General features: G+C 60.8%; 10 protein-coding genes and 1 pseudogene. 8 read left to right on the forward strand and 3 right to left on the reverse strand.

Features of this window, described 5'->3' with window-relative positions; genetic code table 11:
* Positions 1 to 33 precede the first annotated feature (33 nt).
* Positions 34 to 1593 (forward strand): S1 family peptidase, encoded by a 1560-nt coding sequence (locus tag ACR0AO_RS04535; protein ID WP_480600359.1) that lies wholly within the window; start codon positions 34 to 36, stop codon positions 1591 to 1593.
* Here the strand turns inward: ACR0AO_RS04535 and bmt are convergent, their stop codons facing one another.
* Both bmt and ACR0AO_RS04545 read right to left on the reverse strand, forming a co-directional pair.
* Complete coding sequence (gene bmt / locus ACR0AO_RS04540) at positions 1594 to 2610, reverse strand: betaine--homocysteine S-methyltransferase (RefSeq protein WP_480600362.1); 1017 nt, start codon at positions 2608 to 2610, stop codon at positions 1594 to 1596.
* A 142-nt stretch (positions 2611 to 2752) separates the two neighbouring features.
* Positions 2753 to 3073: a DUF1476 domain-containing protein gene (locus ACR0AO_RS04545; RefSeq protein ID WP_480600364.1), complete on the reverse strand. Its 321-nt coding sequence runs from the start codon at positions 3071 to 3073 to the stop codon at positions 2753 to 2755.
* A gap of 162 nt (positions 3074 to 3235) precedes the next feature.
* Between ACR0AO_RS04545 and purC the strand changes: the two genes are divergently transcribed.
* The 7 genes and pseudogenes from purC (at position 3236) to ACR0AO_RS04580 (ending at position 12552) form a co-directional block, all read left to right on the forward strand.
* Entirely contained in the window at positions 3236 to 3991 is a 756-nt protein-coding gene (gene purC / locus ACR0AO_RS04550) for a phosphoribosylaminoimidazolesuccinocarboxamide synthase (protein WP_480600367.1), read from the forward strand.
* A 91-nt stretch (positions 3992 to 4082) separates the two neighbouring features.
* Positions 4083 to 4313: a phosphoribosylformylglycinamidine synthase subunit PurS gene (gene purS / locus ACR0AO_RS04555; protein ID WP_480600369.1), complete on the forward strand. Its 231-nt coding sequence runs from the start codon at positions 4083 to 4085 to the stop codon at positions 4311 to 4313.
* Positions 4314 to 4316: 3 nt separating this feature from the next.
* Positions 4317 to 5360 carry a zinc-dependent alcohol dehydrogenase family protein gene (locus ACR0AO_RS04560; RefSeq protein WP_480600372.1) on the forward strand — a complete coding sequence of 348 codons (1044 nt, stop codon included), beginning with the start codon at positions 4317 to 4319 and terminating at the stop codon, positions 5358 to 5360.
* A gap of 11 nt (positions 5361 to 5371) precedes the next feature.
* Complete coding sequence (purQ, locus tag ACR0AO_RS04565) at positions 5372 to 6040, forward strand: phosphoribosylformylglycinamidine synthase subunit PurQ (protein ID WP_480600374.1); 669 nt, start codon at positions 5372 to 5374, stop codon at positions 6038 to 6040.
* Positions 6041 to 6076: 36 nt separating this feature from the next.
* Positions 6077 to 7855: a sensor histidine kinase gene (locus ACR0AO_RS04570; RefSeq protein ID WP_480600376.1), complete on the forward strand. Its 1779-nt coding sequence runs from the start codon at positions 6077 to 6079 to the stop codon at positions 7853 to 7855.
* Between the two features lie 12 nt (positions 7856 to 7867).
* Complete coding sequence (locus ACR0AO_RS04575) at positions 7868 to 9202, forward strand: sigma-54-dependent transcriptional regulator (protein ID WP_480600378.1); 1335 nt, start codon at positions 7868 to 7870, stop codon at positions 9200 to 9202.
* Between the two features lie 513 nt (positions 9203 to 9715).
* Positions 9716 to 12552 (forward strand): annotated as a pseudogene (locus ACR0AO_RS04580) (Rne/Rng family ribonuclease).
* Positions 12553 to 12597: 45 nt separating this feature from the next.
* Here ACR0AO_RS04580 and ACR0AO_RS04585 read toward each other — a convergent pair.
* Positions 12598 to 12831, reverse strand: coding sequence for a sulfurtransferase TusA family protein (locus ACR0AO_RS04585; protein ID WP_480600864.1), 234 nt, complete (start codon positions 12829 to 12831; stop codon positions 12598 to 12600).
* Between the last annotated feature and the right edge of the window lies 1 nt (position 12832).

Raw genomic sequence — 12832 nt, forward strand, 5'->3', positions numbered from 1 at the left:
CAGATGGGGGCGGGCGCGCGTCATGATCGGAACATGACCGCGCCGACCCTCAGCCCCTGCGCGGCGGTTCTAGAACATCTCACGGGAAAGAATCGCGGCCACTACTCCTGGATCACAGCCGATGCGATGGACATCTGGCTGGACCGGTCTGGCGGAATTCGCGTTTTGCTGCCCGGCGCGCAGCTGCCGGACGGACAGTTCGCCGCGCGCGTGCAGCGGGATTGCGAAAGGTTTTCGGTCGAAGCGTCTGGCGAAATTGATATCTGGGTCAACCGGCGCGCGGTTCAACGGGCAGATCTGCGCCAGGGCGATATGATTGAATTCGGCGAATTCGGCCCCTTGTCGCGGCTTCGCATATATGACGATCAAACCCATCCAAAGCTGACATTTGGCGAAATTCTGGACGATGCTCTGTGTTATCTGCGAAGTAGCCGACGCTCTCTTGCCAGCCGGGTGTTGCGGGCAATGACAGAGGTGGTTCGCCGTATTGTCACGGATACCACCTTGCTGTTTCGATTTGCGGTAATGCTTGTGCTGATCGGGTTGATCGTTGCGGTTGGATTTCAATTCCGGGCGGACAGGGCGCTGCGCGCGCAACTGCAAACGGGGCAGATGCAGGTCGATTCTCTGGCGGCGGCTCTGTCGGAGACGCAGCGCGATGCGATCAGTTCCGGGGATCTGAAGGCGTTGCAGGAAGATCTGCGTACCCGCTTGTCCGTCAATGCCGAACGTCTGCAAACACTTGAGGCGCGCACGGGAGCGGCGATGCGGGTGGTGCGCGACGCGGCGGTATCCGTGGCCTTCCTGCAGGGCGGCTATGGTCTGCGCCATAGGGACAGCGGCCAGATGCTGCGGCAGGTTGTGGATGCCGAGAGGGTGCCGATCCGTTTGCCGAACGGTCAGCCGATGCTGTCGCTTGAAGGTAACGGTCCGGTGGCCGAAGTGCAGTTCAACGGAACCGGATTTGTCCTTGCGGGGCATGATTTGATCGTGACCAACCGCCATGTCGCCGTTCCCTGGGATCAGGAGCCGGGAGTGCGCATGGGCGGTGAGGCGATGGAACCGGTTCTGACCCGGTTCATAGGGTATTTTCCGGGCCGAACCGATCCGATCCATCTGACGCCCCAGGCCGTCAGCGACACCGCAGATCTGGCGCTGCTTGTGCCAGCAGACGTCAGTTCACTGCCGCCGGGTATCCCGCTGGCCGATGCTGTGCCCGTTCCGGGGCAGGAGGTACTGGTCATGGGGTATCCGACCGGATTGATGTCCCTGCTGGCGCAGTCGGGCGAAGAGTTCGTGGCGGCGCTTCGGGAGCGCGGCGAGACCGGATTTTGGGACGTCGCCGCCCGGTTGTCTGAGGCGGGCCTGATGTCGCCCCTGTCCAGCCGGGGAATTGTCGGTCAGGCAACCGTTGCGGCCATTGTCTATGACGCGGAAACCACGCATGGCGGCAGTGGTGGACCGGTCCTCAATCTGCGGGGCGAGGTGGTGGCAGTCAATGCTGCCATCATTCCCGAATTCGGCGGGTCGAATTTTGGTGTTCCGACGGCCCAGGTCCGGGCGCTGTTGCAGGCGCCCGGTGTCGGGCAATAATCAGGCACGGCGGCGGCGGCGAGACCGTCTGTCCGGGCCGGCGGATTCGTCGCCCGTGCCGTCCGAGGCCGAGGTGAACGGGCCGAGGGCCGCCGTGATCTGATCCAGTGTCGGGCGCTCGCCGCGCGGTTCGGTATCCAGCGCCTCGCGCATCTTGCGCAGATGTTCAGGCATGGTGCCGCAGCACCCGCCGATGATCTTTGCCCCGGAATCGCGCGCCATGGCCGCATAGTGGCCCATCAGCTCGGGTGTTCCGTCATAGTGGATGTGTCCGTCCACATATTTCGGAATACCTGCGTTGCCTTTTGAGATGATCGGGCGCTCGGTGCCCTGCGCCACGAAGCCCAAGACCGTGCGCAGGATATCCGACGCGCCGGTCCCGCAATTTGCGCCGAAAGCCAGTGGCGGATTGGGCAGGGTTTCGACCAACTGCGCCAGATCGGCCGAAGTTACCCCCATCATGGTGCGCCCGGCAGTGTCAAAGCTCATGGTGCCGCACCAGGGCATATCCGCCAGCGCAAAGGCCTCGGCAGCGGCGCGAAATTCTTCTGGGGCCGAAATGGTTTCCAGCCACAGTACGTCGACGCCGCCTTCCTTCAGACCTTCGGCCTGTTCATGAAACATTTCGACCGCCGCGGCGTGGGTCAGGCTGCCAACGGGTTCCATGATTTCGCCTGTCGGGCCGACCGATCCGGCCACGATCACCGTGCGGCCTGCCTTGTCGGCGACCTCGCGGCCCAGTTCGGCGCCGATGCGGTTCAGTTCGCGCACACGGGTTTGCGCATCGTGCAGTTTCAGGCGCGCTGCGGTGCCGCCGAAGGTGTTGGTCAAAAACAGATCGCTGCCGGCATCGACCGATCCCTTGTAGAGAGCGCGGATCTTGTCGGGTGCATCGGTATTCCACAACTCCGGCGCATCGCCTGATTGCAGGCCCATATTGAACAGGTTGGTGCCGGTTGCTCCATCCGCAAGGATGGGATCTGAACTTGCGAGAAGATCAGCAAGAGAATTGGTCATGGTCGCGATCCACAATAAGAATATTTGCAATCACTAAAAAGTGAGACGCCCCGTTTCTCACAAACGGGGCGTCAAATCAAACTCATAAATCTCATGAAGATCATGAGGCCAGCGCCGGGCCGGCTGGCCTGTCGGCCTTGGATCACAGATCGGCTTCGGACAGAACCTGTTCTTTGGCCTCGACCAGAAGCTCGGCCATCTTCAGACGCACGGTTTGCTCGTCCGCCAGATCACCAAGATAGCCCAGAACCGCATCCACCACATCGTCTTCGCTGACATGCTGAAGATCGGTGCGAACCAATTGCTGCCCGTATTTCTTGGCCTGTTCGACGGTTTCGCCCTTGAGGGCCGAGGCCCAGACGGCCATGAACCGGTTGCGGCGCATCCGGGCAAGAAACTGCATCTGCTCATCATGGGCGAATTTGGCTTCAAACGCGGCTTCGCGTTCGTCGAATGTGGTCATGGGATGCGTCCCCTTAGAATAATTCTTCCTCAAATTACGTATGACGCCGCTATGCCGCATCCGCAAGGGGGTGTCGCCAGCTTGCGACACAACGGCGCTTGGCTTATGAGGGCGCCAACGCAGAGGGACTCAATCCCTCGCTTCAATCCGGAAGGGTCGCACATGGCGCGTCGCAAGAAGATATATGAAGGCAAGGCGAAGATCCTGTATGAAGGCCCTGAGCCGGGAACCATCGTGCAGTATTTCAAGGATGACGCCACCGCGTTCAATGCGGAAAAGAAGGATGTCATCGAGGGCAAGGGCGTGCTCAACAATCGTCTGAGCGAATTCTTCATGACCGGTCTGAATCAGATCGGCGTGCCGACCCATTTCATCCGCCGTCTGAACATGCGCGAACAACTGGTGCGCTCTTGCGAAATCATCCCGCTGGAGGTGATCGTGCGCAACTATGCCGCCGGGTCGATGAGCAAGCGCCTGGGTATTGCCGAAGGTACCCAACTGCCGCGCCCGATCGTGGAATATTGCTATAAGGACGACAGTCTGGGCGATCCGCTGGTGACCGAAGAGCATATCGCCGCCTTCGGCTGGGCCGGTCAGCAGGACATGGACGACATTCTGAGCCTGGCGCTGCGGGTCAACGATTTCATGAGCGGCATGATGCTGGCTGTCGGTATCCGGCTGATCGATTTCAAGATCGAGATCGGCCGGGTCTATGACGGCGATTTCCAGCGTCTGATCGTAGCCGACGAGATCAGCCCCGACAGCTGTCGCCTGTGGGATATCGAGACCGGCCAGAAACTGGACAAGGACGTGTTCCGCCGTGATCTGGGCAACCTGACGGATGCCTATTCCGAAGTGGCGCGCCGTCTGGGCGTGCTGCCGAAAAGCCAGGTTGCCAAGCCGACGCTGATCAACTGAGCGCGTTGCCCGGGGCGCGGGCGTTGCGTTCGAGTAATTGAAGAATGACGAAGCCCAAAGGGTTTCTCAAGCGAGCCGAAGGACGGAAAAGATGAAGGCACGGGTGCATGTAATGCTGAAGAACGGGGTTCTGGACCCGCAGGGCGAAGCGGTGCGCCATGCATTGGGCGCAATGGGTTTCGACAAGGTCGAGGGCGTGCGTCAGGGCAAGGTGATCGATCTGGAACTGGCCGCAGGTGCAACCGAGGCCGATGTCGCCGAAATGTGCGAAAAGCTGCTCGCCAATACCGTGATCGAACGTTACGAGATCGAACTGGTCTGACGGATGCGGGCCGCGCGTCTGACCGCCTTTCGCCAGCCGCTTGAGCTGACGACCGTGCCGGATTCGGAACCGGATGCGGACGGAGTGGTGCTGCGCGTCCTGGCTTGTGGTGTTTGCCGGTCGGACTGGCATGCCTGGACCGGCTCCGACCCGGATGTCCGGTTGCCGATGATACCCGGCCATGAATTCTGTGGCGAGGTGGTTGCGGTTGGCGCGAATGTCGTGCGCTGGCGCGTTGGTGACCGGGTGATCGCGCCCTTCATCCTGGCCTGTGGAAAATGCGGTGATTGCGCGGCGGGAAATCAGACGACCTGTGCCAGCCAGATCGTACCCGGATTTACCTGCAACGGAGCTTTTGCCGAATTGGTCGCGGTTTCCTATGCCGATACCAATCTGACAGAGCTGCCGGATATGCTCGCGCCTGAAATTGCCGCGGCGCTTGGCTGCCGGGTGACGACCGCCTGGCAGGCCCTGGTGGGACGTGCTGCGATTCAGCCCGGTGAATGGCTGGCGGTGTTCGGTGGCGGCGGGGTTGGCGTGTCGGCCTTGCTGCTGGGCCGTGCGCTTGGCGCGCGCGTTGCCGTGGTTGATATCAGCGAAGACAAGCTCGACTATGCCCGCAAGCTGGGTGCGGACGCGGTTGTGAATGCCGCAACCTGCGATGCGCCGCAGGCGGTGCGCGAGATCACTGGCGGCGGGGCACATGTCGGGATCGAGGCGCTTGGCATCGAGACGACGACCGTGGCCACGATGCGGTCGCTGCGAAAGCTGGGCCGGATGGTTCAGATCGGGATGCCCGCTGGCGCGCACACACAAATGTCGCTGCCGATGGACGTGCTCTATTCCGGGCAGCTCGCCGTTTATGGTACCCGCGGCATGCCAAGCTGGCGGTATCCGTCGCTTCTGAATCTGATTGCGGGCGGGCAGGTTGATCTTAGCCCGCTTGTGACCCGAACCATCGCCCTGAGCCAGGCAAGCGACGAGCTTGCCGCTTTTGACCGGCCCGCGCCTCCGGGCGTGGCCGTCATCACCGATTTTGAGACCTAGGAGGACCTGCCATGCGCGCAGCCGTAGTCGTATTCCCCGGATCGAATTGTGACCGTGACCTCGCCGTGGCCTTCGAGCAGGCGGGATTTCAGGTCGATATGGTCTGGCACAAGGATGCCACCCTGCCGAAAGGGATTGATATCGTCGGCGTTCCCGGCGGATTTTCCTACGGAGACTATTTGCGTTGCGGCGCAATCGCAGCACAATCGCCGATCTGCAAGGCGGTGGTCGAGCACACTGAGCGCGGCGGATATGCCGCCGGTATCTGCAATGGCTTTCAGATCCTGACCGAGACCGGCATCCTGCCTGGCGCGCTGCTGCGGAATGCGGGGCTGAAATACATCTGCCGCACAGTGGGCCTCAGGGTCGAGACCAGCGACAGCGTCTTTACCCAGGGCTACAATGCAGGTGACGTCATCAGCATTCCGATTGCCCACCATGATGGCAATTACTTTGCAGATGATGAAACCCTTTCCGCATTGCGGGATCAGGACCGGATCGCATTTACCTATACCGAAAACCCAAACGGGTCCTGCAGCGATATTGCCGGAATTCTGTCGGAAAACCGGAGGGTTCTGGGCATGATGCCACATCCCGAGCGCGCCGCGGACCCGGGGCATGGCGGTACGGACGGAACGGCGCTGTTTCGCGCATTGGCGGGGGTTTTGGCACCGGCCTGACTTGTGATAACGGGCGAGGCGGCGTAGCCTCGGCTTATGAACTCCGGCGATCAGAAATTCGACAAGGAACGCATGTCGTGGGTGCAGACCAGTTCGCTGGGCTGGCGATTGCGCACTGTCGTTTTGTCCCTGCTGTTGCTTGCGGTTATCACGGTTTGGACAACCAATACGCTGCTGACGCAGAGGTTCACGGAAAGCACGCGAAACCGCGCGGAACTGCGTCTGGCGCTGTATTCCGGCAACCTGCTTAGCGAGCTGCGCCGCAATGCCATTGTGCCACAGCTTCTGGCGCGTGATCCGACACTGATATCGGCGCTGCAGTCGCATGACTTTTCGCTATCCACACAGCGCCTGATTTCGTTTGTCGAAGAGATCGGCGCGGCGTCGCTGATGTTGCTGGACCGGGATGGCCGGTCGGTCGCCGCGACTGACCGGAACCGGTTGGGGGAAACCCATCGCAACATGCCGTATTTCGTGGAAGCGCTGCGCTCCAACGCGACCATATTTTCAGTGATCCGACGGGAATCCGGGGGATACAGATTTTTCTATTCGCGGCGTATCGCAAGCGGCTCTGATGTGCTTGGGGTCATCGCCGTCGAAGTGGATTTGCAGAAATTCGAACGGGCCTGGGCGGGAATTTCGGATGCGGTGATGGTCACGGACAGTACCGGAGACATTATCCTGTCCACCGAACCCCGCTGGCGCGGTCTGAACGAGGATGAGGCGTTGCGGCGACAGACGCCGCAGACCGCCATTCAGCGCGCCATCCGGGCGACCACTGACTGGAGCGGATTGCCAGCGGATGCCTATCTGCAGGGCGAGGCGGTCATGAGGATGGAATCCCGTATACCTTTCCGGGGTTGGCAGATGACCTCGTTCACCACCTATGCCTCGATCCGTGAGCGGGTGAACAGCGTTTTGGCGCTGGAAATCATGGGGTTCGCGATTCTTTTGGCATTGGCCTTCTATGCGCTCAGCCGCCGCACCGCCTTGCGTATGGCGCTGTTTCAGCGCGAGTCGGCGGAGCTTCGCGCACTGAATGCAAGGCTGCAGCGGGAAATTGCTGAGCGCGAACGGGTTGAAAAGACGCTGGAAGTGGCCGAGCAAACGCTTGCGCAAAGCTCGAAACTGGCCGCATTGGGAGAGATGTCGGCGGCGGTCAGCCACGAACTGAATCAACCGCTGGCGGCGATGAAAACCTATCTTGCCGGGGCGCGTCTTTTGCTGCGCCGAAACCGTCCCGAAGAGGCGCTGGCTAGCTTTGGCCGGATCGACGGTCTGATCGAACGGATGGGGGCGATCACGCGTCAGCTCAAATCCTATGCGCGCAAGGGGGCGGATGCGTTTTCGCCTGTAAACCTTGGCGATGCGCTGGCCTCGTCGCTGTCCATGATGGAGCCGCAGCTGCGGCAGCGGCACGTCAAGATCACCCAGATTCTGCCTGAGGCGCCGGTGCTGGTCATGGGGGATCGAATGCGAATCGAGCAGGTCATGGTCAACCTCTTGCGAAATGCGCTGGATGCCACCAAATCAGTGGCGGAGCCGGATGTGGAAATCATCCTGGCGGCTGGGGATATGGCGGTTCTGACGGTGCGTGACAACGGGTACGGAATCGAGGATATCGAGAACCTGTTCGAACCGTTTTATACGACCAAGCAACCCGGGGATGGGGTCGGTCTGGGGCTTGCCATCTCGTCCGGGATCGTGAACGACCATGGCGGAAGGCTGACGGCGCGCAATGCGCAGAATGGCGGCGCCGTTTTCGAGATGCAGTTGCCGATTTTGGACAAGGACGGCCTGGAGGCCGCTGAATAACGAGGAAAAACTATGGCACAGGCCATGAAGATTGCCATCGTCGATGACGAACAGGACATGCGCCAGTCGATCAGTCAATGGCTGGCGCTTTCCGGATATGACACCGAAACATTCGCCAGCGCCGAAGAGGCGCTCAAGGTGCTTGGGCCGGATTACCCGGGGATCGTGATCTCGGACATCAAGATGCCGGGGATGGACGGTATTCAGTTTCTGAAAAAGCTGATGGGCTCGGACAGTACCTTGCCGGTCATCATGATCACCGGCCATGGCGACGTTCCGATGGCGGTCGAAGCGATGCGCGTTGGAGCATTCGATTTCCTGGAAAAACCGTTCAACCCTGACCGGATGTCGGAACTGGCCAAGCGCGCCAGCAATGCGCGGCGCCTGACGCTCGACAACCGCGCGCTTCGGCGCGAATTGTCGGGCGGAACCCAGATCATGAGGAAACTGATTGGTGCAAGCCCCGTGATGGAGCGTCTGCGCGAGGATATCCTGGACCTGGGGCAGGCCGATGGCCATGTGCTGATCGATGGCGAAACTGGAACCGGCAAGACCCTTTGCGCCCATGCCCTTCACGCCGTCGGCAGCCGTGCGGGCAAGAAGTTCGTACTGGTGTCCTGCGCTGCCTTGGAAGAGGACGCCCTGTCCAAGCGCCTTTTCGGCCCGATGCTGCCCGAGGACAGCCAGTTGCCTGCGATAGAAGAGGCGCGCGGCGGCACGCTGGTACTGGAAGATGTCGAGGCGCTGAGCGACACGTTGCAAGCCCGGCTGCTGAGCGTGATGAATGAACAGGGGACACCGGCGGAAACCCGGATCGTCGCCATCTCGAACCTGCAGGAGGCCGGCAAAACGAGCGAGGACGTGCTGCGCCCGGATTTGTTTTATCGTCTGGCCGCCCTGCGTATTACCATGCCGCCCCTGCGCCAGCGCGGCGAGGATATTCTGACGCTTTTCACGCGCCTGAGCGAGCAGTTCGCCGAGGAATACGGCTGCGATGCTCCGCAGGTGAGCGCTCAGGAGGCGGCGCAGTTGTTGCAGGCGCCGTGGCCCGGCAACGTGCGTCAGTTGATCAACATCGCCGAACGCGCAGTGCTGCAATCGCGGCGCGGTTCGGGAACCATTGCCTCGCTGTTGATGTCGGACCACGAAGAGATGCAGCCGGTCATGACGACCGAAGGCAAACCGCTTAAGGAATATGTCGAGGCGTTCGAGCGGATGCTGATCGACAACACCATGCGCCGTCACAAGGGTTCGATCGCGTCGGTGATGGACGAATTGTGCCTGCCGCGCCGGACTCTGAACGAGAAAATGGCCAAGTATGGCCTGCAACGATCGGATTATTTATGAGATTCGAGAGAGGGGGCCAGCCCCCTCTTGAGCCTTCCGCTCAATTCACCCCCGGGATATTTTTGCCCAGATGAAGGGATTCCTTTAGGGTCTTGTCTGGTGGGCGCGCAGTTTGCCCATTGTATTTTCCACAGATCTGCCTTTATGGTGACCGGACGGGCCGGGCGTATTTATGCCCTGAAGTCCCGCATCTTTGAGTTTCGCTGCTGATCCGTTGCTGAGGATCAAGTCCTCGCGGTTCAGCAGACCGATTGTGCCCCGGCTGGGGCAGTGGAGTGCCTGAGCCCGGGAACCCCGGGTGAAAGGAATAAATGGGCAGGCAGCGGCAATTCGCGCCTGTCGGAGAAGAACCGCGATGACGCGCGCGCGACGATCGAGAGAACGGGCAGGGGGCCACAGCGCCAGACCCTGCCGCGCGCCGTCCGATATCGCCCTGACAAGACACCACCCCAAAAGCGCCTGTCCGCCCGGACGGGTAAGGACAACGCGTTTGGCGCGGTGCAACAAGGACACATGGCTAAGAAAATGCTTATCGATGCCACCCACGCGGAGGAAACCCGCGTCGTGGTGGTGGACGGGAACAAGGTTGAGGAGTTTGACTTTGAATCCGAAAACAAACGCCAGCTTGCCGGCAACATCTATCTTGCAAAAGTAACACGGGTCGAGCCGTCGCTGCAGGCGGCCTTTGTCGACTATGGCGGGAACCGGCACGGGTTCCTGGCGTTTTCCGAAATTCACCCGGACTATTACCAGATCCCCGTCGCCGACCGCGAGGCGCTGATGGAGGAAGAGCGCGCCTATGCAGAGGCGATGAAGGCGCGTGATGAGGCGGACGAGGGAAAACCGAAAAAGCGCCGGTCGCGTTCGCGCACCAAGGCGGAGGATTTCAAATCAAACGATCCGGTCGAGACCAAGGATGTGGTCTCGGAACCCACCGGTATGGAAACGATCGATCTGGGAGAGGATGACGAAGCCGCCGAGGCGGAGGTGCCCGAAGGGACATCCCCGATTGAACTGGTGGCGGACACACCTGTCGAAGAGCCGTCGGATCCTGCGGAATCCATTGCCGCTGATGCGGTTTCTGATCAGTCTGAAGCCGCTGAAGATGAGGCCGGCGAAGCGATCGAAGAGGTTTCTCGGGACGAACCGGTCGAAGACCAGGTGACTGACGCCGGTGAAGAGACCGAGGTAGAGTTTTCGGACGACGAAACCGAGACCGAGGATGACGACGACGTCGGTGGTGTCGATGCTAGCGACAAGGACGACAGCATCGAGTCGGTGGCCGACGAGGACGATAGCGAGGATATTCGACCGCCGCGCAAGCCACGCCCGCGCCGTTACAAGATCCAGGAAGTCATCAAGGTCCGTCAGGTTCTGCTGGTGCAGGTCGTCAAGGAAGAGCGTGGCAACAAGGGTGCGGCCCTGACCACCTATCTGTCACTGGCGGGCCGCTATTGCGTATTGATGCCGAATACCGCGCGTGGCGGCGGTATCAGCCGCAAGATCACCAATGCGGTGGATCGGAAAAAGCTCAAGGATATCGCGTCGGAAATCGACGTGCCGACCGGCGCGGGGCTGATCATCCGAACCGCGGGCGCCAAAAGGACCAAATCCGAGATCAAGCGCGACTATGAATACCTGCAACGCCTGTGGGAACAGATTCGCGAACTGACGCTGAAATCCATTGCGCCGGCCAAGATCTATGAGGAAGGCGACCTGATCAAACGTTCGATCCGGGATCTGTACAATCGGGATATCGACGAGGTCCTGGTCGAGGGCGAAGCGGGCTATCGCATCGCCAAGGACTTCATGAAGATGATCATGCCGTCCCACGCCAAGAACGTGAAGCGCTATGAGGACGCGCTGCCTCTGTTCGCGCGCTATCAGGTGGAAAGCTACCTGAGTTCGATGTTCAATCCGACGGTGCAGCTGAAATCGGGTGGTTATATCGTGATCGGCGTGACCGAGGCATTGGTGGCGATCGACGTGAACTCGGGTCGGGCCACCAAGGAAGGTTCGATCGAGGAGACCGCGCTCAAGACCAATCTGGAGGCGGCTGAAGAAGTCGCGCGCCAGCTGCGTTTGCGCGACCTTGCCGGGCTGATCGTCATCGATTTCATCGACATGGACGAACGCAAGAACAACGCGGCCGTCGAAAAGCGTCTGAAAGACAAGCTCAAGACCGACCGCGCGCGTATTCAGGTCGGGCGCATTTCGGGATTTGGGCTGCTGGAAATGAGTCGGCAGCGGCTGCGCCCCGGAATGCTCGAAGCGACGACACAGCCTTGTCCGTCTTGCCACGGTACCGGTCTGATCCGGTCGGATGACAATATGGCGTTGTCTATTCTGCGCCAGATTGAAGAAGAAGGCACCCGCCGCCGCTCGCGCGAGGTTCTGGTACGGTGTCCGGTGGGAATCGCGAATTTCCTGATGAATCAGAAACGCGAACATATCGCGCAGATCGAAGCGCGCTATGGCTTGTCCGTGCGAATTGAGGGCGATGTGCACCTGGTCAGCCCGGATTTCTCGATGGAAAAATTCAAGACTGCCATCCGCGTAGTTCCCGAACCGACGACCCCGGTTGTTTCGGTGGACGCCTCATTGATGAATCAGGTGGACGCGGATGAAATTGAGGAAGAAGAAACCGCTCAGACCGAGGAAGAGCAAAAGCCAAGCGCAAGCGCCGCCGCCGGCGTCGCAAAAAGGGGAGCGGAAGCGGCGATGCCGCCGATGTGAGCGAGAGCCAGGAGGCCACGTCCGAAAGCGACGAGGACGAAGAACAGCCAACAGAGCGCGCGCCCGAAGAACCGGCAGAGGAAGTGGCGCAGGAAGATACGCCGAAGCGCAAGAAACGCCGCGCGCCGCGACGGAAGAAAAAGGACGAAGTTGCGGAAGCCGAGGAATCGGCCTCAGCATCCGAAAGTGCGTCCGATGCGGGAGAGTCAGAGCCGGAGGCCGGGAAGGGCGACGAGGCGGAGCAAGCCGCCGAAGCCGAGGCAACCGAGGTGGCAAGCGCCGAAGATGCGACCGCAGAGGCGACCACCGATCAGCCACAGGAACCAGGCGCGGTGGACGTGCTGCCTGAGGAAGCGGAGGCCACCATTCCGGAGCCGGAAGCAATAGCCGAGGTTGAGCCGGATCAAGCCGATCCGGCATCCGCTCCGGTCATCGAGGAAACTGCAGCGACCGCGGACGAGGCGGAAAAGACAGAAACAGAAGTGCCTGTCGCCGAAGAACCGGACGAACCGACCGAAGCCGAGCCCGAGTTCGAAATGGTGGCGGAAGAACCGTCGCAACCTGCGGAACCGCCCAAACCCAAACGCCGTGGTTGGTGGTCTGCGGGTAACTGATCTTTTGAACCTGAACAAGGCGGGTCCGGGCGGCCCGCCTTTGTTCTATCCGCCCTTTCGGACCAAATAAAACTGGTGGTTACCGTCCTCGCCAGTTGACAGCAGGGCGTGCCCGGATTCGGTGCAAAAATGCGGCACGTCGATTATCGCGGCCGGGTCATCCGCCAGAATGCGAAGAACCGCGCCGTCCGGCATGGATTTCAGCCGCTTGCGGGCCTTGAGAACAGGCAAGGGGCACAACAGGCCCAATGCATCCAGTGTTTCGTTTATCTTGGTCATA

The organism is Ruegeria sp. AF8 (assembly GCF_056541825.1).

Coding starts and splice junctions, on each gene's coding strand:
- ACR0AO_RS04535 (WP_480600359.1), top strand. CDS start 34: ATGACCGCGCCGACCCTCAGCCCCTGCGCGGCGGTTCTAGAACATCTC.
- bmt (WP_480600362.1), bottom strand. CDS start 2,610: ATGACCAATTCTCTTGCTGATCTTCTCGCAAGTTCAGATCCCATCCTT.
- ACR0AO_RS04545 (WP_480600364.1), bottom strand. CDS start 3,073: ATGACCACATTCGACGAACGCGAAGCCGCGTTTGAAGCCAAATTCGCC.
- purC (WP_480600367.1), top strand. CDS start 3,236: ATGGCGCGTCGCAAGAAGATATATGAAGGCAAGGCGAAGATCCTGTAT.
- purS (WP_480600369.1), top strand. CDS start 4,083: ATGAAGGCACGGGTGCATGTAATGCTGAAGAACGGGGTTCTGGACCCG.
- ACR0AO_RS04560 (WP_480600372.1), top strand. CDS start 4,317: ATGCGGGCCGCGCGTCTGACCGCCTTTCGCCAGCCGCTTGAGCTGACG.
- purQ (WP_480600374.1), top strand. CDS start 5,372: ATGCGCGCAGCCGTAGTCGTATTCCCCGGATCGAATTGTGACCGTGAC.
- ACR0AO_RS04570 (WP_480600376.1), top strand. CDS start 6,077: ATGAACTCCGGCGATCAGAAATTCGACAAGGAACGCATGTCGTGGGTG.
- ACR0AO_RS04575 (WP_480600378.1), top strand. CDS start 7,868: ATGGCACAGGCCATGAAGATTGCCATCGTCGATGACGAACAGGACATG.
- ACR0AO_RS04585 (WP_480600864.1), bottom strand. CDS start 12,831: ATGACCAAGATAAACGAAACACTGGATGCATTGGGCCTGTTGTGCCCC.